Annotated in this window: 19 protein-coding genes; 17 read left to right on the forward strand and 2 right to left on the reverse strand. The window is 44.0% G+C overall.

The window, feature by feature from the left end; all coding sequences use genetic code 11:
• Window positions 1-59: 59 nt before the first annotated feature.
• From ABYU67_RS05010 to ABYU67_RS05055, 10 genes are all read left to right on the forward strand, one after another.
• Entirely contained in the window at window positions 60-1,457 is a 1,398-nt protein-coding gene (locus ABYU67_RS05010) for a VOC family protein (protein ID WP_372843929.1), read from the forward strand.
• A gap of 255 nt (window positions 1,458-1,712) precedes the next feature.
• Window positions 1,713-3,203 (forward strand): aldehyde dehydrogenase family protein, encoded by a 1,491-nt coding sequence (locus ABYU67_RS05015; protein WP_372843910.1) that lies wholly within the window; start codon window positions 1,713-1,715, stop codon window positions 3,201-3,203.
• Window positions 3,204-3,522: 319 nt separating this feature from the next.
• Entirely contained in the window at window positions 3,523-4,992 is a 1,470-nt protein-coding gene (gene nhaC, locus ABYU67_RS05020) for a Na+/H+ antiporter NhaC (protein WP_372843911.1), read from the forward strand.
• Between the two features lie 17 nt (window positions 4,993-5,009).
• Entirely contained in the window at window positions 5,010-6,296 is a 1,287-nt protein-coding gene (locus ABYU67_RS05025; RefSeq protein ID WP_372843912.1) for an NAD(P)/FAD-dependent oxidoreductase, read from the forward strand.
• A 371-nt stretch (window positions 6,297-6,667) separates the two neighbouring features.
• Window positions 6,668-7,693 (forward strand): ornithine cyclodeaminase family protein, encoded by a 1,026-nt coding sequence (locus ABYU67_RS05030; protein WP_372843913.1) that lies wholly within the window; start codon window positions 6,668-6,670, stop codon window positions 7,691-7,693.
• A gap of 4 nt (window positions 7,694-7,697) precedes the next feature.
• A complete protein-coding gene (locus ABYU67_RS05035; RefSeq protein ID WP_372843914.1) occupies window positions 7,698-8,951 on the forward strand; it encodes an NAD(P)/FAD-dependent oxidoreductase in 1,254 nt (417 codons plus the stop codon).
• 302 nt (window positions 8,952-9,253) lie between these two features.
• Window positions 9,254-10,306, forward strand: a complete 1,053-nt coding sequence (locus ABYU67_RS05040) for a DUF1852 domain-containing protein (RefSeq protein WP_372843915.1) — start codon at window positions 9,254-9,256, stop codon at window positions 10,304-10,306.
• Window positions 10,307-10,353: 47 nt separating this feature from the next.
• A complete protein-coding gene (locus ABYU67_RS05045; RefSeq protein WP_372843916.1) occupies window positions 10,354-11,400 on the forward strand; it encodes a methionine synthase in 1,047 nt (348 codons plus the stop codon).
• A 105-nt stretch (window positions 11,401-11,505) separates the two neighbouring features.
• Window positions 11,506-12,021, forward strand: a complete 516-nt coding sequence (locus ABYU67_RS05050; protein WP_372843930.1) for a flavin reductase — start codon at window positions 11,506-11,508, stop codon at window positions 12,019-12,021.
• A 227-nt stretch (window positions 12,022-12,248) separates the two neighbouring features.
• Window positions 12,249-13,064 carry a sulfite exporter TauE/SafE family protein gene (locus ABYU67_RS05055; protein ID WP_372843917.1) on the forward strand — a complete coding sequence of 272 codons (816 nt, stop codon included), beginning with the start codon at window positions 12,249-12,251 and terminating at the stop codon, window positions 13,062-13,064.
• 66 nt (window positions 13,065-13,130) lie between these two features.
• Here ABYU67_RS05055 and ABYU67_RS05060 read toward each other — a convergent pair whose 3' ends face one another.
• On the reverse strand, window positions 13,131-13,544 hold the full coding sequence (locus ABYU67_RS05060; protein ID WP_372843918.1) for a PaaI family thioesterase: 414 nt from the start codon (window positions 13,542-13,544) through the stop codon (window positions 13,131-13,133).
• A 374-nt stretch (window positions 13,545-13,918) separates the two neighbouring features.
• Between ABYU67_RS05060 and rluF the strand changes: the two genes are divergently transcribed.
• The 6 genes from rluF (at window position 13,919) to ABYU67_RS05090 (ending at window position 20,910) form a co-directional block, all read left to right on the forward strand.
• Window positions 13,919-14,917 (forward strand): 23S rRNA pseudouridine(2604) synthase RluF, encoded by a 999-nt coding sequence (rluF, locus tag ABYU67_RS05065; RefSeq protein WP_372843919.1) that lies wholly within the window; start codon window positions 13,919-13,921, stop codon window positions 14,915-14,917.
• Window positions 14,918-15,218: 301 nt separating this feature from the next.
• A complete protein-coding gene (locus ABYU67_RS05070; RefSeq protein ID WP_372843920.1) occupies window positions 15,219-16,106 on the forward strand; it encodes an ABC transporter ATP-binding protein in 888 nt (295 codons plus the stop codon).
• 96 nt (window positions 16,107-16,202) lie between these two features.
• Complete coding sequence (locus ABYU67_RS05075; RefSeq protein WP_372843921.1) at window positions 16,203-17,885, forward strand: ABC transporter permease subunit; 1,683 nt, start codon at window positions 16,203-16,205, stop codon at window positions 17,883-17,885.
• An 82-nt stretch (window positions 17,886-17,967) separates the two neighbouring features.
• On the forward strand, window positions 17,968-18,960 hold the full coding sequence (locus ABYU67_RS05080; protein WP_372843922.1) for an extracellular solute-binding protein: 993 nt from the start codon (window positions 17,968-17,970) through the stop codon (window positions 18,958-18,960).
• Between the two features lie 73 nt (window positions 18,961-19,033).
• Window positions 19,034-20,176, forward strand: a complete 1,143-nt coding sequence (locus ABYU67_RS05085) for a TIGR03364 family FAD-dependent oxidoreductase (protein WP_372843923.1) — start codon at window positions 19,034-19,036, stop codon at window positions 20,174-20,176.
• Window positions 20,176-20,910 (forward strand): HAD family hydrolase, encoded by a 735-nt coding sequence (locus tag ABYU67_RS05090; protein WP_372843924.1) that lies wholly within the window; start codon window positions 20,176-20,178, stop codon window positions 20,908-20,910. Before ABYU67_RS05085 ends, ABYU67_RS05090 begins: the two co-directional genes overlap by 1 nt.
• A 250-nt stretch (window positions 20,911-21,160) precedes the next feature.
• On the opposite strand, the gene ABYU67_RS05095 is transcribed toward ABYU67_RS05090, so the two are convergent.
• The gene (locus ABYU67_RS05095) at window positions 21,161-22,237 is read right to left on the reverse strand and encodes a hypothetical protein (protein ID WP_372843925.1); all 1,077 of its coding nucleotides are present in this window, start codon (window positions 22,235-22,237) and stop codon (window positions 21,161-21,163) included.
• A 39-nt stretch (window positions 22,238-22,276) separates the two neighbouring features.
• On the opposite strand from ABYU67_RS05095, the gene ABYU67_RS05100 reads away from it, so the two are divergent.
• A protein-coding gene (locus tag ABYU67_RS05100) for an IS3 family transposase (protein WP_372843926.1) occupies window positions 22,277-23,442 on the forward strand; the annotation gives its coding sequence in 2 pieces (ribosomal slippage) (window positions 22,277-22,535 and window positions 22,535-23,442; 1,167 coding nt in all).
• Window positions 23,443-23,488: the final 46 nt, after the last annotated feature.

Raw genomic sequence — 23,488 nt, forward strand, 5'->3', positions numbered from 1 at the left:
TAAGCAGTTTAAGGAGAATAACCGTGAGTTCAGAGCATCTAAGCTCAAACCAACAAGACATGAGCAGTGACGATATCCGTCATCGTTTTTCGCTTGCTATGTCAAATATGTATCAAAAAGAAGTGCCGCTGTATACTGATCTTATGAATCTGGTCGCTGAAGTTAATAAGGATGTGTTGGACAAACAGCCTGAGATTTCTGAACAGCTTAAGAATACTAATGAAATCGATAGACTCAGTATGGAGCGCCATGGAGCGATTCGATTGGGTACGGCGGCAGAGCTTACGATGATGCGTCGTTTGTTTGCAGTCATGGGCATGTATCCGGTCGGTTACTATGATCTGGCGCCTGCTGGCGTGCCAGTGCATTCTACAGCGTTTCGTGCGATTGATACGGCATCGCTCAATAATAGCCCATTTCGTGTATTTACCTCATTATTGCGTTTAGATTTGATTGGCGATGCGACGCTCAAGCAACAAGCCCAAGCGGCACTAGATGCACGCTGTATCTTTACCGATGACGCGATCAAACTGATTAAAATTTATGAAAACGAGGGCGGTCTAACAAATGAGCAGGGTGAGCAATTTGTCCAAGAAGCGCTCGAGACTTTCCGCTGGCATGAGCAGTCGCCTATCTCGAAAGATGTATATGAGCAGCTAGCCGCTCAGCATCAACTGATTGCCGATGTGGTTGGGTTTAAAGGGCCACATATCAATCATTTGACCCCAAGGACGCTAGATATCGATGCCATCCAACAGGGTATGGAGCGCCGCGGGATTATACCAAAAGCCATCATTGAGGGGCCGCCACACCGTCACTGTCCTATTCTTTTGCGCCAGACCAGCTTTAAGGCGTTAGTAGAAGCAGTGAGTTTTAAAGGTGCTGATGGTCAGTATGAATCCGGTCAGCATACTGCTCGATTTGGTGAGATTGAGCAACGCGGTGTAGCCCTGACCCCAAAAGGTCGTGCGCTTTATGACCAATTGCTCAGCGAAGCTCGTGAAAAGTTGGGTACGACCCCAAATGAAGACAATGCTGAGCAATATTATCGATTATTAAGCGAATCTTTTGCTACTTTCCCAGACGATTATAAGACACTGCATCGTGACCAGATCGCTTATTTCCTCTATCAGGTAGCTGACAAGGAGGCTTTTACAAACCAGTTCGTGGATTCATCGTCAAACGAGCTCTCTGCTGCCGACCTGCAAAGCCTGATTGAGCAAGATATCATTCATATTGAGCCGATTGTTTATGAAGACTTTTTGCCTGTGAGTGCAGCTGGTATCTTCCAGTCCAATCTTCATAGTGATAGCGAGAACAGCTATGAGGGTCAGTCCAATAAACAAGAGTTTGAGCAAGCGTTAGGCATGCGTGTGCAAGATGAGCTGGCATTATATGCACAGCGGCAAAATGAGAGTCTACAGGCATGTTTGGCCTCGTTACGGCAAGTGGCTTAAACCAACTTATGGTTAACAGGCAGAACAGTAGTGCAGTTAAAAAATTGTTTTAAGCCAGTAAGGATTAATCTGCTTTAATACAGTGGGGATGATATCAGTCAATAGATTGATTCATTAAGATTTTATCCATTAAGTTTAGAGCGCTATTCCAAAAATGAATGACAGCAAGAAATTTATTATTTTGCAACTTGATCGACGGCAGGGTAGTTTATAGATCTGCACGGACGTAACGAAATACTATACAAAGGAGTCAGTATGATTAAGCAATACATGTCAGCCATGGGCGTCGATGAAAGACAGTACCAAGCAGGCGATTTCGCAGTCCATAGCCCTATCGATGGTGAAATCATCGGTAAGGTCGCTTTGCATCAAGTAAGCGATGTCGACACACAAATACAAGATGCTAAAAAAGCCTTCAAAGAATGGCGTACAGTGCCTGCTCCTAAGCGTGGCGAATTGGTCCGTATTTTGGGCGAAGTGCTCCGTGAGCACAAAGAAGATCTAGGCGCACTAGTTTCTTTAGAAGCCGGTAAAATCAAAGAAGAAGGTCTGGGTGAAGTCCAAGAGATGATTGATATCTGTGACTTTGCGGTAGGTCTGTCTCGTCAGCTTTATGGCTTGACTATCGCCTCAGAGCGTCCTGGTCATCACATGCGCGAAACTTGGCAGCCACTCGGCGTCATCGCGGTCATCTCAGCATTTAACTTTCCTGTTGCGGTTTGGTCATGGAACACGGCGCTAGCTTTGGTCTGTGGTAACCCTGTTATCTGGAAGCCTTCAGAAAAAACTCCTTTAACCGCCATCGCTTGCCAAGCACTATTTGAAAAAGCTTTAGCCAAATTTAGCGATGCGCCTGCCAATCTATCTCAGCTCTTATTGGGAGAAGCCGATGTCGGTAATGCGTTGGTTGAGCATAAAGATGTGGCTCTCGTCAGTGCGACGGGCAGCACGCGTATGGGCAGAATCGTAGGGCCAAAAGTGGCTGAGCGTTTCGGTAAGTCTTTGCTTGAGCTTGGTGGTAACAACGCCATGATTCTAACGCCAAGTGCTGATTTAGATTTAGCCTTACGTGGCATTTTGTTCTCAGCTGTCGGTACGGCGGGTCAGCGCTGTACCACGCTACGCCGTCTATTCGTCCACGAATCTGTAAAAGACGACATTTTACCACGCGTAAAAGCCGCTTATTCAACCGTGAGCATTGGGCATCCACTAGAAGGCAACTTGGTTGGTCCACTTATCGACGAAGATAGCTTTAACAATATGCAAGATGCCTTGACCAAAGCCCGTGCAGCCGGTGGTAAAGTCACTGGTGGTGAGCGTGTTTTGCAAGATAAATATCCAAACGCTTACTACGTCACGCCAGCTATCGTTGAGATGGATGAGCAAAATGACGTCGTCCGCCATGAGACCTTCGCGCCTATCTTATATGTCATGACCTATACAGACTTCGACGAAGCTTTAGAGCTACAAAATGACGTACCACAAGGCTTATCTTCTTGCGTCTTTACCAATGACTTACGTGAAGCTGAGCTGTTCTTAAGCGCGCGCGGTAGTGACTGCGGTATTGCCAACGTCAATATCGGTACCAGTGGTGCTGAGATTGGTGGTGCATTCGGCGGCGAAAAAGAAACCGGCGGTGGTCGTGAGTCAGGCTCAGATGCGTGGAAAAACTACATGCGTCGTCAGACCAATACGGTCAACTACTCAACCGAGCTGCCACTCGCGCAGGGCATTAACTTTGGTTAATACAAACCTTAATTATTGATACGAAAGTGTATTTTTATTCAGTTAAGCGCCCATTATGTGCGCTTAACTGCCCTTTATCGTTAAGTTTTACTTGTTTTTTAATGTCTATATTTTTGATGTAAATAGCGTGCTGTTAACAAGAGAAGACAAACGTATTGCTTTAATCGACATTATTTTATTTGGAGAGGTGACTTAGGACACTTAAATCACTTAGATCAATTAGGCCACTAGGCTGGCTTCATCTGATCAACCAGCAACACCGTACGATAACTATATACCAATGGATTTGGTTTTAACTACTAGGATAGGTAGATATATTATGATTGCAGACAAACCCCATAAGCCACATGACCCTGATATCGAAGGCTACGACCCTTCTTCTAGCTTCTTGCTAGATATTGCCCCGCTCTTATTAACTGCCATTATTTTAATGGTGCAGTTCTTTGTTTTTAAAGACTTTACTCCGCATATTCCGCTAGCATGTGGCATCTTGATCACAGGCTTGTTTATGAAGATGCGTGGGCGCAGCTGGGACGGTATGGAAGAGCGTTTTTTAAAGGTGGTGAAAATCGGTCTGCCAGCCATGATTATCTTGATGGGTGTAGGGATGCTGATCGGTGCTTGGATTATCGCCGGTACTGTACCTACTATTTTATATTACGGCTTTAGCGTTTTTTCTCCTTCATCATTTCTAGTCTCTGTTTGTATTATCTGTGCCATTATTTCGGTGGCAACCGGCACCTCGTGGGGCACGGTTGGTACGGTCGGTTTAGCTATGATGGGTATTGGTTTAGGACTAGGCATTCCTCCGTCACTCACAGGTGGTGCTATCGTCTCTGGTGCTTTTTTTGGCGATAAAATGTCTCCGTTGTCTGATACGACCAACTTAACACCCGCCGCTGCTGGTGTTGATCTTTGGGATCATATCCGTGGCATGTTGCCAACGACTGTCCCTGCCATGATTACGGCCCTGATTATCTATGCTTGGATTGGTATGGGCTATGGCGCAGACAATGTCGATCTCTCCTCAATCAAAGAAATTCAAACCTCATTAGCCGCCAACTATAACCTCAGTATTATCACTTTATTACCTGCTGTTGTCGTTGTCATTGCCGCGGTGATGAAAATGCCCGCTATTCCAACCGTACTATCAGGTGTAATAGTCGCTGGTCTCGTAGCCTTTTTTATGCAAGGCGTCGGTATCCATGACATCTTTAACGTCCTACAAAACGGTTTTAAAAGTGAGACCGGCTTTGCTGTCGTCGATCAGCTGTTGTCTAAAGGCGGCGTAATGTCCATGACATGGGTCGTGACTTTAACCATTTTTGCACTTGCGTTCGTCGGTTCAATCGAGCATTACGGTACGCTAAAAGCCATCATGGCAAAAATCAACAACATGGTGAAGTCAAGATTTGGTCTAGTGATTACCACGTATGCCAGCACACTTGGTGTCGGTACGCTCATCGGTGACGTCTATACCACACTGGTATTGCCAGGTCGTCTGCTAAAAGACAAATATCAAGAAATGGGCTATAAGCGCACGACGCTTACGCGCTCTATTGAAGATACCGGCACCCTGTTATCTCCTCTGATTCCTTGGAATATGGGTGGTAGTTTTGTCGCGGCAACCCTAGGTATAGCAACATTAACTTATGCGCCATTTGCCTTTGCATGCTGGTTATCACCGCTATTTGGCTTGCTATGGGTGGTGTTAAATAAATTTATTCCTCGTGAAGAACCTACTGTTAATCACGACACAAGCAGGCTCACCATTGTAGACAACGTATAATTTAAGAGGAGCATGAGATGTTGCAAGAGCAGTGTTTGTGGAATATGACCGCACCCCTTATAGATACCTATAGCCAGATGAATAGTGATACCGAAGCGACTATTTGTATCATAGGTGGCGGTTATACAGGGTTGTCGGCGGCGATTCATTTGGCAGAAAAAGGCGTCAAAGTTATCTTACTTGAGAGCCATACGATAGGCAGCGGCGGCTCTGGTCAAAGCGTCGGGCTCGTCAATGCAGGTACTTGGGCGCGCCCTGATGAATTGAATATTGCGCTAGGTGAAGCGGCAGGTGAGCATCTAACTGAAGCCCTTGGACAGGCGCCAAGCTTAGTGTTTGATTTAATCAAGCATTATAATATCGACGCCCAAGCCACTCAAGCCGGTAATATCCACATGGCACATAACGCTAAAGGTGAAGTCGATGTCGATATTAGATACGAGCAGCTTAGTCGCCGCGGTGCAAATGTTGAAGTATTAACCGGCAGTAAGTGCCATGAGTATTGTGGTACTAAGAATATAAATAAGGCGCTACTCGATCACCGTACTGGTACTATAAACCCGCTGGCTTATGTCAGAGGGCTCGCCAAGGTAGCAACAGATATTGGTGTTACTATCTATGAGCATTCTGCGGTTGAAGCATTAGAGAAGGTGGATGACTATTGGTATACAAGGACGTCTAAAGCGCGCGTGAAATCTGAGCGCGTCATTATTGCCACCAACGCTTATACCGAGGGCGAGTGGACAGAAATCAAAAAGACCTTTTATCCGGTTTATTATTATCAGATTGCATCCGAGCCGCTCAGCGGCGAGGCGGCAGAGCGGATTTTGCCATATAAAACAGGGGCATGGGATACCCGCTTAGCCTTGTCTAGCTTTCGCCGTGATGACGATGATCGCCTATTATTGGGAACAGTAGGTGGTACACAGCTGAAACCAAAATCCTTTTATCAATCATGGGCCAATGCGGTGCAACAAAGCTATTATCCAGATTTGCCAGCATTTAAGTGGCAGTATGAGTGGACTGGTAGATTTGGCTTTACGCAAGACCATATCTTTCGAGTTATGGAACCTGCTGAGGGTTTGCTGACCGCAACGGCTTATAACGGTCGCGGTATTACCACAGGAACGCTCATGGGTAAGTGCTTTGCCGATTATATAATGACCGGTAATAGAGACAGTATTCCCTTGCCATTTAAGACGTTAGAGGAGGCAAAAGTCTCTTTTGGCAGCATTAAGTCGGGCCTTACTGAGCTGGGATTGACTTTATATCATGCGGGTCAATGCTTAAGAATTATTGGGTAATTGGGTAATTGGTTGATGCAGTGTCTGATGTTTATTGATTACCGTTGCTGATTTGGTAAAGGGTAAAATAAGCAGGACGCTGCTTTTATTTATTTGAAACCTAGACTGTGACTGATATTTCAGTATTGGCTATTTTAGAATTTATGCAAATAGAAGCTACGTATATTGATGCTGGGCATGCTTCTACCATGCTAGCATTGACTCTTGCAGTATGGTCTATAGTGTAAAAGAAGCATAATGACGACGCATGACAGATTAATAAGATACTCGATCCCAATGAGATTATGAAACGCGGCAGGATTTTGATCTCTAGTTAAATGCTATCATGGTCAACTAGGACTTATTTTTAATAAAAACTACAAGGCAACCTCATGCATATTTTAGACAGCAAAACGGTACAGAGTCAATTGTCCATGACCATGGCGATCGATTCAATCGAGAAGCTATTGACCCTACAAGCGCAGCATCCAGAGTGGGTTAAATGTCCTGAGCGCTTGGTCATTCCGACCTTCACTGCCAGTGATAAAAGCAGTGGCTCACATTTATCGATGCCTTCGGTATTGTTCGATGGTCATGAGGAGTTTGCTATCGTTAAATTGGTCACCATTTGTCCAGATAATCCAAAGCGAAATCTACCGACGACGACCGCTATGGTAAGCGTCTCTAACAATGATACGGGTGAAATTCTAGCATTTATGGACGGGGTTTACGTGACTCAAGTACGTACGGCCGCGCTATCAGGTATCGCGAGTAAGTATTTAGCGAAACCAGACAGCCAGCAAGTAGCAGTTATAGGCTGTGGCGGGATGGCATATGAGCAGCTAAATGCTGTGCTCACTGTGTGTCCAAACATCAAAACGGTCACGTTATGGAATCGAACTATTAAAGGAGCCGATACCTTTAAAGCCCAGTTTGCAAAACAGTATCCAGAATGGTCGGTGACTATGGAGGTCTGCGAAGATATCGCAAGCGCTATAAAAGATGCCAATGTGATTAATTTGGCGACACGTGCAACCGAAGGCTTGTTTGAAGTGAATCAAATCAAAGCCGACGCCCATATTAATGCCGTAGGTGCTTATCAACCTGAGATGAAAGAAGTCAGTGATTCAGTCATTGACGCCTGCTCACATGTCTTTATCGATGATATCGCAGGTGGACGTCACGAAGCGGGCGATTTGATTCAAGCAGATGCTGCTGAAGGTTGCAGTTGGACTTGGAAGGATTTAAGTGGTGATTTAGCTGATTTGGTCACAAAAAATATTACCATCGACCAAGATAAAAAAGGCATCACCCTGTTCAAATCTGTTGGAGCCGCAAGCTTTGATGCGGCAGTTGCTTTGAGAGTGGCTCAAAAAGCCAAAGACGAAGGGTTAGGGCGGATGATTACTTGGGGATAGTGATATGCGCTATGACGTTATTGTGATTGGTGCTGGCATCGTAGGAACCTCTATCGCTTGGCATCTGCAAAAAAACAACGCGCAAGTACTTTTGTTAGATAAAAAGCGACCCGGAGAAGAAACCTCCTATGGTAATGCCGGTATTATCACAAGAGAAGCGGTAACTACCAAACCATTTCCCAGAAGTTTTAAAGAAATCTCCAGAGTATTGCCTAATAGCAGTGCTGATATTCGCTACCGCTGGTCTGCGATATATCGTCTTCAGCGCCCATTATTACAGTATTGGATGCACTCAAGTCCAAAAAACGTTGCAAAGATTGATGAAGAGTGGGAGACCCTCATTCAGCATTGTACAGATGAGCATGCGCCTATGATTAGAGCATCGGGCGCTGATAAACTGGTTAGTAAAATAGGCTGGATTGAGCTTCATCGTCATTCATATAGTTTTGAGAAATCAATTAAAAAAGCAGTAAAAGCTGCCGATAAAGGCGTGGAATATCAGGTTCTATCGCTAGCAGAGCTCCAAGCGCTAGAGCCAAATGCGAGTTTTACCGAGTATATCGGCGGTATCCACTGGAAAAACTCTTGGCAGATAAAAAACCCCGGCAGTCTTGTGAAAGCATATGCTAAAAACTTTGAAGCAATGGCCGGAGAGATCAAGCAATCTACCGTAAAAAGTATGATACAGACAGAGGAGGGCTGGCAGGTTGTCACCGATAGCGGAACCCATATATGTCAGAATTTAGTTATTGCTGCCGGTCCTTGGTCAGCGGATCTTATTAAACCATTAGGTTATAAGATCCCTTTATTTCCTATGCGTGGTTATCACCAACACTTTAAGATTACCGACCAAAACGCAATTTCTCACAGCTTATTTGATGTAGATAAAGGATTTGTAATGGGCCCTATGGATCAGGGCGTAAGAATCACCACTGGCGCTGAAATGGCAATGCTAGATGATCCGAAAGATTTTAATCAGCTAGAGACTGTACTGACTTTTGCAAAAAAAGTGCTGCCGCTTGAGGCTGCTGTTGAATCTGAAGCCTGGTGTGGGACACGACCCTGCATGCCAGATATGAAGCCCGTAATTGGGCCTGCATCAAAACATGACAATTTGTGGTTTGCCTTTGGTCATGCCCATCAAGGTCTGACGCTAGGGCCGGTGACAGGACGTCTTATTGAAGAGATGATTCATGGTAAGCCATTATTTATTGATGCAGAGCCGTTTAGTAGTAGGCGCTTTGATTCTAATTTTTAAGTAATAGAGATTTTAAAAACTTAATAGCTTTTAACAGACTTAATCTTTAAGAGATGTAGCTTTTAAACGCACTAGACCACATCTTTAACCTATTTGACAGGCTTAATATTTATTAAGTCTGTCGTCAAATCATCTACTATCCAATCCTTATCTCATAACCTAATCTTACCAACATGAATTTAATTCAACTTATCTTTAATTTAAGTCGTTTTTATTCATGATTTGGTTCAGGTATGATTCATCTCATACACAAATTTGGTTTTATCTCACACAATGAGAATAGATTAGGGTAGCGGATTATCATGAGTAAAGCATTTAACTGTTCAATTAAGCGTATACGTTTTGATGAAAACTATCATCCTGCTGACAGTACGCGTCTGACCACTAACTTTGCAAATTTGGCACGCGGTGAGCATCGTGAAGAGAACTTACGCAAAACCTTAACCATGATTAATAATCGTTTTAATGCCTTGGCGCATTGGGATAACCCGAGCGCAGACCGTTATTCCGTCGGGGTGGATATTATTTCTGTCGATATGGATGTCGCGGGTAATGGCGATACATTCCCTGTTATCGAAACGCTTAAAACAACGATTATTGACCATAAAGACAACAGCCGCATCGATGGTATGATTGGTAATAGTTTTTCGTCTTATGTGCGCGATTATGACTTTAGTGTGGTGTTGCCAGAGCATTTCGATAAACATCCTGCCTCGCAACCTCCAGCAGATTTTGGCGATTTACATGGCAAATTATTTCAATATTTATTGAATTCAGATGCCTATCAAGCGGAGTTTCATAAACAGCCGGTGATTTGCCTTAGTGTATCAACCAGTAGAACCTATCAGCGTACAACCAATCAGCATCCTGTATTGGGCGTTGAATACAAACTAGATGGCTGCTCTTTGGACAAAGGCTCACTAACTGATGAGTACTTTTCCAAAATGGGCTTAACCGTGCGCTATTTTATGCCCACTGGTAGTGTGGCGCCATTGGCATTTTATTTCGCTGGAGACTTGCTGACCGATTATACTAATTTTGAGCTCATCAGTGCGATCAGTACCATGGAGACTTTCCAAAAGATATACCGCCCTGAGATTTATAATGCCAATTCGACAGCGGGCCACGTCTATCAGCCGAGTTTAAACTATCAAGATTATTCACTGACGCAAATTGTCTATGACCGCGCAGAACGCAGCCAAATGGCAGTGACGCAAGGTAAATTCACAGAAGAACAGTTTATCAAGCCTTACCAAAACATTCTTGAGGAATGGGCGGCAAGCTATGATGTTGCAAGCGTGACCGTTCAAAGAGAAGCGGCTCAAAAAGACACGGCCAAAAAGCAGGCGGCCTAAGCAATCTAACTCTCGCCAAAATATAAATGAATAAGAAGATGAATCCCATGACGATACTATTACCGACACAACAATTATTACCGACCTCAACTGCGGGCAGTTTACCAAAACCTTCTTGGCTTGCAGAACCTGAAAAAATTTGGTCACCTTGGGCATTAGAAGGTGAGCAACTCCTTGACGCCAAACAAGATGCGCTACGTTTGACATTGCAAGAACAGCGTCATGCGGGCATTGATATTGTCAGTGATGGCGAACAGACCCGTCAGCATTTTGTCACTACCTTTATTGAACATCTGGATGGCGTCGATTTTGAGAAGCGTGAGACCGTGCGCATTCGTAATCGTTATGATGCCAGTGTGCCGTCAGTCGTTGGGGCGGTAAGCCGTCAAAAGCCAGTGTTTGTTGAGGATGCCAAGTTTTTACGGGCGCAAACTGATCAGCCGATCAAATGGGCGCTGCCCGGTCCGATGACCATGATTGATACCTTATATGATGGTCATTACAAGAGCCGCGAAAAATTGGCGTGGGAATTTGCTAAAATCTTGAATCAAGAAGCCAGAGAATTAGAAGCAGCGGGTGTAGATATTATCCAATTTGATGAGCCAGCATTTAATGTGTTCTTTGATGACGTCAACGATTGGGGCATCGCGACTTTAGAGCGTGCTATAGAAGGGTTAAAATGTGAGACAGCGGTACATATCTGCTACGGCTATGGCATCAAAGCCAATACCGATTGGAAAAAGACGCTGGGTTCAGAGTGGCGGCAGTATGAGCAAGCCTTTCCTAAGTTGCAGCAATCGAATATCGATATTGTCTCACTTGAGTGTCAAAACTCACATGTGCCGATGGATTTGATAGAACTCATTCGCGGTAAAAAGGTGATGATTGGTGCCATTGATGTGGCAACCAATACTATTGAAACTCCTGAAGAGGTTGCGGATACACTACGTAAAGCCCTGCAATTCGTCGATGCGGACAAGCTTTATCCGTCGACTAACTGTGGCATGGCACCATTGTCTCGCCAAGTTGCCCGCGGTAAATTGCAAGCATTAAGTGCAGGCGCGGCAATCGTCCGTCAAGAGCTGAGCGCTTAGGATGTACTCACTAAACCTATATAAGCTTGTTTAATCTCATGAATGGCCTCAGTTATTAATGTACTTACCGATTTAACATTTAGGATTGCAGCAATGAGTAATGATGTGATTAAAGCAACTGCCTTTAGAGACGCCATGTCTTTGCTGACCACGGCCGTCAACGTGGTCACCACCAAAGGCAGCTCTGGCGCCCATGGGTTTACTGCCTCGGCGGTATGCAGCGTCACCGATACACCGCCAACCTTGCTGGTGTGTATGAATCAAACGGCTCGCTCGCACGCCCATTTTATCGAAAACAGAACCTTAAGTGTCAATGTATTGGGCGCACAGCATGAGCCCATATCCAATGCCTTTGCCTCCAAATTATGCTCAGAAGAGCGATTTCAACAGGGCTCTTGGACGACATTGGTCACAGGTGCGCCTATTTTAGAAGATGCACTGGTCAGTTTTGATTGTGAGATTGAGGATGTTCAGCAAGTTGGTACGCACAGTGTCTTTATGTGCCGCGTTGTCGGTATAAATCATGGCGAACAATATAGCGATCAACAAGAGGGCGCTGGTGAAAGCTTGGTATATTTTAACCGCGCTTATCATCAAGTAGGTCAAGTGGAAACCATTTAAGCTGACTTTCTGACCTTGATTGTCTCATTGTCATTTAAATATAGTCAGTTTAATATAAAAAAGGTACAGTGAGACGGAAGTAAGTTTTTTAGCCTAAGTTTTCAGCCTTTATCGGCGTAGGTACTGCAAGCTAGAAAATTTACCCTCGTTTTAGGTTGTCAGATAAGGTATCCATTTTATTTTGCCTCGACTATAAAACTATCATTTAACCGAGAAGTAACTATCCCGTGGAATTAATCATTTTTTTAATCATAGGCGCTTTAGCAGGATTTGCTGCGGGGCTATTTGGTGTTGGCGGTGGTACGATTATCGTACCACTGCTATTCATCGTCTTTACGCAAATGGGTTACAGTCCTGACAATATCATGCATCTGGCATTAGGGACATCATTGGCGACCATTATTATCACCTCTATCAGCTCGCTCATGGCGCACAATAAAAAAGGTGCCGTTATGTGGCCTGTCTTTAAAAACCTAACCCCAGGCTTAGCGATAGGCTGCTTTTTAGGGGCAGGCATTGCAGGACAGATATCAGGGTTGTATCTTCAGCTTATCGTTGGCATATTTTTGCTTTGGGTCGCTTACAAGATGTTTTTCGGTGGCAAAAAACAGATCGCTAGCCATGCTAAGGACGCTAATACAGAGCTGCCCTCAAAACCTAAGCAACTCGCAGCAGGCGGGGTGATTGGCATTGCTTCTGCCATTTTTGGTATTGGCGGCGGCAGCTTGACGGTCCCTTATCTCACGCGTTATGGTGTTGTAATGCAAAAAGCCGTTGGCACCTCAGCAGCTTGTGGCCTGCCGATTGCTATTTCTGGGGCATTAGGCTTTATGTTCTTTGGGATGCAGCAGCAAGTCAATGTGCCCAATACCATTGGTTTTGTGCATATTTACGCCTTTTTAGGCATCAGTATCATGAGCTTTTTTACCGCAAAGCTAGGGGCAAAAGTCGCTCATATCCTATCACCAGAGCTCTTAAAGAAGTGCTTTGCGCTATTGTTAACCGTGGTGGGATGTTATTTCCTCTTTAAAGGGCTGCGCTGATTATCCATCGTTATATGTCTTATTGCTCAAAATATGATTGCATAGAAAATCTTGTGAGACCATGGCTTAATTATGTTTGGGCGGTACAGAATATGTGCCAACAACATGTGCCACTAAGTCGCTAGAGCCTTCTGAATATAAAGAAACCTCGCCTACAATAAGCGTGCGACCTACTTTTAACAAGGTGCAATCAGCCATAATGCGTGCTGCTGCTGAGGGCTTACGCAAAAAATTGATAGTAAGGCTGGTTGTTACTGTCAAGGGTACAATGCCAATTCTACCCAGTATCGCGACATAGAGCGCGACATCAGCAATGCTCATCAATACAGGGCCAGAGACCGTGCCACCGGGACGTAGCTCGTCTATACCGATCTCATGCGATAAGGTTGAGCGATTATCGCCTACGGCTTCTACTTTGCACTTGGTTTGAGGGAATTCTAATGCCATAAAGGCCGTTATTTCTTCTTTGGTCGCAGACATACATGCTCCTGTGGTTTAATTATCCTTAACGGTCTGTTCTTCGTATTTAGATTTTTCGTATTCAAGTTCATTGAGATGAGTAAAACAAATAATATCGCCTATGCTGAAATTTTCTGCGCTATATAGAGCGCTACATCTTGTTTATATATTACCTGTTATTTCTTGGCGTGTTTAAATTTTGGCGCTATAAAAAAGCACTATCGACCTTATCCCACTTTATATGATTCTGGACATATATTTCTAGGTTTTGTCCCTCTCTGCCGATATGAGCACTAAATCTGCTATATAATGTAAGCCATCTCGTTATTGATAATCCATTCATTTTAGGTCTTTTTTTAGCAAAAAAGCTTTTTATTAGGTAAAAACGGTGCTTTATGTTTAACGCTTCCTCGACTCGTTTAAATAAGTATATCAGCGAAAGCGGTATTTGTTCTCGACGCGATGCTGACCGCTTTATTGAACAAGGTAATGTATATATCAATGGCAAGCGTGCTCAAGTCGGCGCGCAAGTAGTGGCTGGAGATACGGTCAAAGTGAACGGTCAGCTGATTGAGCCACGAGAAGCCGATGATTTTGTTTTTATTGCATTGAATAAACCAGTCGGCATTGTGAGCACCACAGAGGGCTCTGAGAAAAACAACATTGTCGATTTTGTAAGACACAGTGTCCGTATTTTCCCGATTGGGCGCTTGGATAAAGATTCCCAAGGGCTTATCTTTTTGACGAGTAATGGCGATTTGGTCAATAAAGTATTACGTGCCGGTAATAATCACGAGAAAGATTATTCGGTGACGGTAAATAAGCCGATAACCGATAGTTTTATTGAGGGTTTAGCAGGTGGTGTGCCTATTTTGGGGAAGATGACGAAAAAATGCCCTGTGACTAAGGTGGCGCCTACCGTATTTAACATCACGCTAGTACAGGGCTTAAACCGTCAGATCCGCCGTATGTGTGAGCATTTTGGCTATGAAGTCGTGAAGCTTGAGCGGACACGGATTATGAACGTGAGTCTTAAGGGTCTTCCCGTTGGCGACTGGCGAGATTTAACCCCAAATGAGTTGTCGACTTTACTAAAATCCATAGAAGACTCTTCTTCAGAAGACAAAACTTCGGCTAAGAAATCTCGTCATAACCCAAGAAAAAAACCTCGTACTGATACCGCGTCAAAGTCAAAAGAATCTTCAAAATCAACAGGCACAGCAAAGCCAAATGCTAAATACTCCAAGGATGGTGCCAAAAAACCAGCGGGCTCTAGAGGTAAGGACAGTCGTCCTTTTGGGGAGGGTAAAAAGGGCGGAGGCAAGGGAAAACCTGCTGCAAATGGCAAGCGCCCTGTAAAAGCTCGCGGCTCTAAGCGATCCTCAAAACCCTAGGGTAATGCGCTATAGTCAAATGATTTAGATAGCCGATAAGAGATGCGGTATAAAAATCCAGACAGCCTATGTTGTCTGGATTTTTTGTTTTTGACTGCATATTTTTTCTTAGATAATCGCTCCTTATTATACTTAAGCTCAATACACACTAGCGCACCATATCAGGGTAACCCTCTCAGAGTAACTATGTCATCAGATTGTCATCTGACCTTAACCAAGCTGTCATAATGGCTAGCTAAACTACCGACCTATGCAAAATAAATCATTAAATTGTTCATTAAAATTGATTGGGTTGGTTGATATGCTAGAGCTCAGAGGTGTGACAAAAAAATATGATGGAAAAGTGATCTTTGATGACCTCTCCCTCAAAATTAACAAGGGTGAGATAGTATCCATCTTAGGGCCATCTGGCTGCGGTAAGACTACTTTACTGCATATGATTTTGGGGTTGACCGACATCAATGGCGGCCGTATTGCCTATAACGGCGAAGACATTACCCGCGTCTCTATGAGACAAAGAGGGTTTAATATCGTCTTTCAAGACTATGCACTATTTCCCAACCTGAGTGTCAAACAAAACATCGAATACGGTCTGCGTAACAATCCTAGTGTCAGTACACAACAAGAAGTTGATGAGCTGGTCGATTTACTCGACATCAAAGGCCATCTAAATAAGCGTATTCATCAGCTATCAGGCGGTCAAAAACAACGTGTCGCGCTGGCACGTACGCTGGTCATGAAACCCAAAATACTATTGTTAGATGAGCCGTTGTCAGCATTAGATGGGGTGATTAAGGAAACCGTCAAAGAGCGCATTCGTGAGATTGCCGTGCGCTATCAGCTAACTACCTTGATTGTCACCCATGACCCAGAAGAGGCGATGACGTTATCTGATCGCATCCTACTGCTATCAGATGGTAAAGTGGCGCAGTTCGCTGAACCCGCTGAAATCATACACAATCCTGCCAATGATTTTGTCACCAACTTCATTCTAAATCAGCTCAATATCAAACGTCGCAATATCTTAAGCTTATTTGCCAACGGTATCTCTGAAGCTGATCCGCTAAGTAAATACACTCAAACCCAAAACTATGGACAGTATGAGGCTGAGATTAGTCCCCGTCTTACTGACTCTAAAGTTATCACTGTCCATGATAAGCAAAAGTCAAAAGATACTGCAAAAGGCTGATTTTGTAACAGCTTGCAGTGACTGAATCGGCAACTGAAATACTGACTATAGCTGTCATTCAGTAAAAACCTGACCATTTGATTGTTTTGGACGTTTATGAAGCTTAGTAATCCACCCCAAGCAAAAGCCATTTGGCTATTTGTGACGATTTTATTCATCGCCTTTTTGTTCGTACCCTTAGGTAAAATGCTGGCGCTGTCATTCAATGTCGGTGATGGCATTGGCTTAGATAATTATAAGAGTATCGCAAGTAGTGATAGCTTTAAACAGGTGATGTTTAATAGCTTTTTTGTAGCGACAATAAGTGCGCTTAGTGCCACCATGCTTGCTTTTATCTTAGCTTATACCGTGCATTGGACCAACTTACCAAAGGGCTTTAAAAAGGTCATCAAAGTTGCCGCCTTATTGCCCATGTTATTGCCAACGGTGACCTATGGCTTTGCTATTATTTATACCTTTGGTAAGCAAGGTTTATTGACCCAAATACTCGGCTTTCAGCTGTTTGAAAATATATATGGCTTTCAAGGAATGTGGCTTGGCTATACCATTTATACCTTACCCATCGCCTTTTTATTACTCAATAATACCTTTCAGTATTTAGACAAAAAGTTCGTGATCGTCTCAGAATTAATGGGCGACTCGTCTCTGCGCCAGTTTGACATGACGGTCATTCGCCCATTGATTGGCACCTTTGCCGCGGCCATGATTCAGTGTTTCTTTTTAGCCTTTACCGACTTTGGCATTCCAGCGTCCATTGGTGGGCAATATAAGGTCATCGCTACTGAGCTTTATACACAAATACTAGGGGCATCGCCTTCGTTTGAAAAAGGGGCGGTGGTTGCACTGTTTATGCTCATTCCATCGATATTGAGCATTGCCACACTCTGGTATGTCGCGCGTTTTAATGTCCGTTATGATTCGGTTGAAAATATCGACCTGCCTTCTTCGAAAACCAAAGACCGAGCATTAGCCGTATTATCGAGCGCTATCTTGTTTTGTTTACTGATGGTCTTTGCGGTGATATTTATCATTCCATGGATCAAGACATGGCCTTATCAAATGCAGTTCAGTACAGAAACCGTCAGCAAGGTTTTAGAGTCTGCCAATCTTATGCGCGTCTATAAAAACTCGCTCATCGTCGCGGTATTGACAGCTGTCTTTGGTACCTTAATCACTTACTTTTCAGCGCTATTATGCGAGCGCTCGGGCTTATTCAAAGTTGGTAAATTCAGTATCCAGAGCTCAGCATTGGTGACCAATACCGTGCCAGGGATGGTGGTGGGTATTGCTTATCTTATGATGTTTTCAGGCTCTGCTGTCGCCAATACTATTTTTATTATCGTGATAAGCAATATCATTCACTACTTCGCCACCCCTTATCTGATGAGTAAAAACGCACTGGCTAAAATGAATCTAGGCTGGGAGACGACGGCGAGCTTACTGGGTGATTCGTGGTTTGCGACGCTACGGCGCGTGGTGATTCCCAACTCGTTTTTTACCTTAATCGAGGTGGCGTCTTTCTACTTTATCAGTGCCATGGTGACGATTAGTGCGGTTATCTTTATTTCTGGTGCCAAAACCATGGTGCTTACCACCAAAATCGTCGAGTTGCAGCATTTTGCGCGCTTTGATGAGATTTTTATCTTATCGCTCATGATATTGCTGACCAATATCTGCGCCTTGATCCTGTTTGCTTTTATCCGTCATATACATAGCAGACGACTGTACGGTACATCGAAAATAACCACCGAAAAAGCTGTTACCGCAACGGCTGTTTAATCTATCGATAAGTTTTATATAAGCCACTTTTAATAACTAACTTCTAATAATTAAACCTTCAACAAAATATATAGGATACATAATGTTTTCACTCAAAACGTTAATGGCAAGTCTTGCTTTCGGATTCACATTGGTAGGTTGTAGCTCAGCTTCTTCAGAGGAAAGTAGCGCAGAAGAAGTCATCATTTATAGCAATGCCGACGAAGAAGCGGTAGAAGTCATTCAAGAGGTACTAGATCAAGCAGGCTATGAAGGTCAATATATATTCCAGTCCTTTGGCACCGGTGAGCTGGGCGGGCGTTTATTGGCGGAAGGTAAAAACACAGAGGCAGACTTGGTCACTATGAGCTCGTTTTATCTAGAGAGCGCGCAGGCAAAGCATTCGATGTTTAAGGATGTCAGCTTTGAGGTCAATCCCCAAGTCGCAGTACCTAGTTACTATGCGCCCATCTTAAGTTTTACTGGAGCAATCATTTTAAATACTAAAGAGATGGCCGCGCAAAACCTGCCTAGACCAACCAGTGCCAAAGATTTGGCAAAACCAATTTATAAAAACAAAATCGCCATGGTTGATCCCAATGGCTCATCGACCGGTTGGTTATTTGTGCAAAATATCACGGCCACGTATGGCATGGATGCCGAGGGGCAAACACTCATGAATCGTATTCGTGACAACGCTGGACCAAATTTAGAATTATCAGGGTCAGGTCCATTGAAGAAAGTCATGGCAGGTGAGGTGCCCATTGGTTTTGGTATGCGTCATCAAGCCGTCGTTAATAAAGCAGAAGGACTGCCCATTGATTATATCGATCCAAGCGAAGGCAACTATACGCTGAGTGAGTCAGTTGCTGTCATCGATAAAGGCGATAAAACCAATCAGAATGCGATGAAAATGGCAGAAATCATCGTTAAAAATGCGCGACCGCAACTGTTAGAAATATATCCAAATATTATCTATGACGGTGAAACTGTTGCATCTGAGAACCAAATCAAAAATGTAAAAACGTATGCTGAGCCACTCACCGCTGAATTATTAGATAAGCATAGGGCATTTTTTCACGGTCAAAAGCTATAAGCGTTGCAACCAGTGTGAGCTAAATTTGAGATATAAGTTCTAATTTTACATTCTAAGAATAAGGAACATCAAAGTGCAGTTAACAAGCAAATTGTCTGAAAAAAAATATGACGTGGTGGTAGTCGGTGGTGGTATTGTCGGTCTTGCAAGCGCTTATGCTGCGGTGAAAAAAGGGCTGAGTGTGGCACTGGTCGAGCGTGAGTCACAAAACAAAGACGCGTCGGTACGTAATTTTGGCTTTGTCACCGTGAGTGGTCAGCAGTGCGGGACGCATTGGCAACGAGCCATGCATACGCGTGATGTCTGGGCAGATATAGCACCCAAAGCAGGTATTGAGGTGGAGCATAGTGGTTTGCATATGCTTATTCAACGCCCAGAGGCGATGGATGTCGCTGAAGCGTTTTTAGAGACAGAGATGGGCGCGTCTTGTCGCTTACTGACGCAAACTGAAATAGCTACAAATGCCCCTTATCTTAAAGACGGCTTGGGGGTGCTGTATAGCCCTCATGAGCTTAGAGTTGAGTCAAAAACTACCATTGGCAAATTGGCCAATTGGTTACATCAAGCGCACGGGGTAGATTTTTATAATAAAACCATTGTGCACTCCATCGAGTTACCTCAGATTTATACCAGCCGAGGTACGCTGCAAGCAGAGCATTGTGTGGTGTGTCCCGGTGCAGATTTTCATAGCTTGTATCCTGAGACGTTAGCGCAGGCCAATGCCAAAATTTGCACGCTCAATATGATGCGCGTCATGCCAAAAAAACCATTTAAGCTAAATACCGCGGTGATGTCGGATTTAAGCTTTGCTCGTTATGATGGCTTTGCCCAATTACCTGAAGCAAGAGGGTTGATTGCTTTATTAGACGATGTCCAGTCAGCTGAGCGCAAAGCAGGCGTCCATCTGATCGTGGTGCAATCCGCTGATGGCTCCCTCATCATTGGTGATAGCCACGACTATAGCGATAGAGAGTTGCCATTTAGGGACGTGGGTCTTGATGATTTAATCATTAACGAGTTCCATAAAGTGATGGATATTGGCGAGATTGACATTGTCCAGCATTGGCTAGGTGTTTATCCCAGCGCAGACGATGTTGTGTTTAAAGCCACTCCAGAAAAAGGCGTGGTTGTCGGCTCTGTCACTGGCGGCACTGGTGCCTCGACAGGCTTTGCATTTGGTGAAGAATTAATTGATCTAGTATTGGAGTCAAAATAATGAGTACAGATATAAATAGTATTAAAGCGCAATTTGAGCATATTAAACTGTGCGTGTTTGATATGGCAGGCACCACTGTCAATGAGGACAATCTCGTTTATAAAACGGTACGTGATGCGATTAATCAAGCGCTTAGCGATGAGGATAAAGCGGATAAAGCAGTTGATTTGGATATCTGCTTAGAGTTTGGCGCTGGCAAGGAAAAACGCCAAGCTATCAATGACATACTAAATGAATTGGATATCGCTCAGGATGAGGTTAAGTCACTTACCGATACGGCATTTATGATCTTTAAAACCAGTTTAGCAGAGGCTTATACAGCAGAGACGTTGATGCCCTTTGATGGCATGTTGGAGCTGTTTAACAAGCTAAAAGCAACGGGTAGAAAGGTAGTCTTAAACACCGGCTACGATGCAACGACTGCCAATAAGATTTTGTCTATCTTAGGATGGTCAGTGGGCCGCGAGATTGATGCACTGATTACAGCCGATGATGTGACTAATGGTCGCCCTGCGCCAGATATGTTTGTGCTGGCGATGGATAAGTTTGGTATTGAGGATTCGCAGCACGTACTAAAAGCAGGGGATAGTGGTATCGATATTGAAGAAGGTAAAAATGCCAATTGCGGTCTTTGTATTGGTGTTCTATCAGGCGCGCAGACCAAAGAGCAGCTTGAGACATCTTCGCCAGATATCGTATTGGCTAAATTGACGGATTTGGCGGTAGTGATTTAAAAGCAGTAAGGTCTGTATCGGCGCATTCAGTTTGAACGGTGTATAAGGGTACTAAATACAAAAAAGCCAGACTAAGCTATGCTGTCTGGCTTTAGCGTTTTAAACGATTTAACTATTATTTTAGGTTCCTGCTATACCGATAATCTAATCGGAACGTATTACTTTAAATTGTCAGCTTAAGCAAAGATATATCCTAGTAATAAAGCGGCAATGAATCAAATCATTGTCGATTTATTGATAAGGTATGACGTTACTTGGCTTTGTCAGCAAGTTTATAAGCCACAACATAATCTCCAATAGTTGTGCCAACTGAACCGTGTCCACCAGCCACTAATACGACCATCTGTTCACCTTTAGAATTTAGATAAGTCATAGGCGTGGCTTGACCACCTGCTGGGATACGAACATTCCATAACACGTCGCCATTTTTCAAATCATAAGCGCGAAAGTTATTTTCAGTAGCGGCTGACAAGAATGCCAAGCCACCTTTGGTAATGATCGGTCCGCCGATACCAGGGACACCAAGTTCTAATTTCAATGGTATAGGCGATAAATCTTGCACGGTACCATTTCTACGTTGATAGGCAATCTCACCCGTACTTAGATCAGCCCCAGCTATTGTGCCCCAAGGTGGCTGCTGACACGGAACGCCTAGTGGTGATAAAAATGGTCCCATCTCTACAGCGTAATCTGCGCCTTCGTTAGTATTAACCCCTTGCTCTCCTTTGTTTGTTTCCGTGTTACCAAGGTTATCTCTAGGAATAAGCTTTGATGTGAATGCCAAGTAGGTCGGCATACCAAACATCACGCCATTTTCAGGATCGACAGCGATACCGCCCCAGTTGAATGTACCAAAGTTACCAGGATAGACCAAACTGCCATTAGTCGATGGTGGTGTATAACGACCGTCATAGTTTAGTTTGTTAAACTCAATACGGCACATCATCTGATCAATGAGGCTGGCACCCCACATATCTTTCTCAGTCAGGGGTGCAGGCTCAAAGCTTAAACCAGAGTAAGGCTGCATTGGTGCTGCATATTCACCTGCGACCAGATAGCCTTGAGGCGCAGGACGCTCTTTAATCGGAATAATAGGCTTACCTGTTGCTCGGTTTAGTACGTATACATCACCTTGCTTGGTTGGCACTACAAGAGCAGGCTGCATGCCATCGGCAGTATTTAAATCAAGTAAAGTTGGCTGAGCAGGGGTATCCATATCCCACAGATCATGATGAACAAACTGCTGAACCCAGCGCGCTTCACCAGTTTTGATGTCTAAAGCGACAACAGAAGTCGCATACTGAGCTATGCTGAAGAAACCGTACAAGTAAACTTGGTAAACTAAGCATATTAATCGGAGTTTATCATGGTCAAGAAAATAAGAACCTATAGCACAGAATTTAAAGCTGAAGCCGTTAAGAAGATATCAGACAATAATGGCAATATCTCAGCAACCGCAAAGCAGCTTGGCATTGCCATGCAAACGCTATCGAATTGGCATAACAAAGCCAACCAAGGCAAGCTCAAAGGCACAGAGCAATACGACCCTGATCTTATGACAGCTCTTCAAGAAATAAAGCAGCTCAAACGACAGCTCAAAGTTGCCGAAGAGGAGCGAGAGATATTAAAAAAGGCGACGGCGTACTTCGCGAAAAACAGCTAGTCAGGTACGCCTTCATCAAAGATAACCAGCACTTCTTTACCATCACCACTATGTGCCGCGTGCTAAGGGTTAAGCATTCAAGTTACTACGACTGGCTGAGTCGCGATATCAGCGAGCAGCAGATACATCGCAACCATTGTGAGCTACTCGTTAAAGCCGCTCACAGTGAAACTCATGAGCGCTATGGTGTTGAGCGTCTGCATGCGCATCTAAGTGAGCAAGGTCATAACATCAGTCCCTACATGGTCAGAAGCATCAAAGAGGAATACAGCATCAAATGCCGTCGCCACAAACGCTTTAAAGTCACCACCGACTCCAATCACAACAAACTGGTCTATCCAAACGTGTTGGATCAAGAGTTTGATGCCAGTCGCCCTAACCAAGCGTGGGCCAGTGACATCACCTATATTTGGACGCTTGAGGGCTGGTTGTATTTAGCGGGAGTCAAAGATTTATATACCAAAGAGCTGGTCGGCTATGCGATCAATAAGCGAATGACCGCAGATCTAGTATGCAAAGCATTGAACATGGCCATCAAGAATAAACGTCCAAGCAAAGGGCTAATCGTTCATTCAGACAGAGGCAGTCAGTACTGTAGCCATGCTTACCACAAGATCATCAAGCAGCATCAGTTTACAGGTTCAATGAGCGGTAAAGGCAACTGCTTTGACAACGCACCCATAGAAAGCTTCTGGGGCATATTGAAGAACGAGCTAGTATATCACCAAGACTATAAAACAAGGTTTGCAGCTATCAGAGATATCATTGGATATATTGAGTTATATTATAATCAGACTAGGATTCAAAAGGGTTTAGGCTATAAATCGCCAAGACAGGTGTGGTTTGATTATTATCGTCAGGCTGCGTAATCAAAATCTCCCAAGTTTATATATACGGGATTGACGGCAGGGGTCA

Source organism: Psychrobacter sp., from assembly GCF_041554015.1.
Taxonomy (GTDB): domain Bacteria; phylum Pseudomonadota; class Gammaproteobacteria; order Pseudomonadales; family Moraxellaceae; genus Psychrobacter.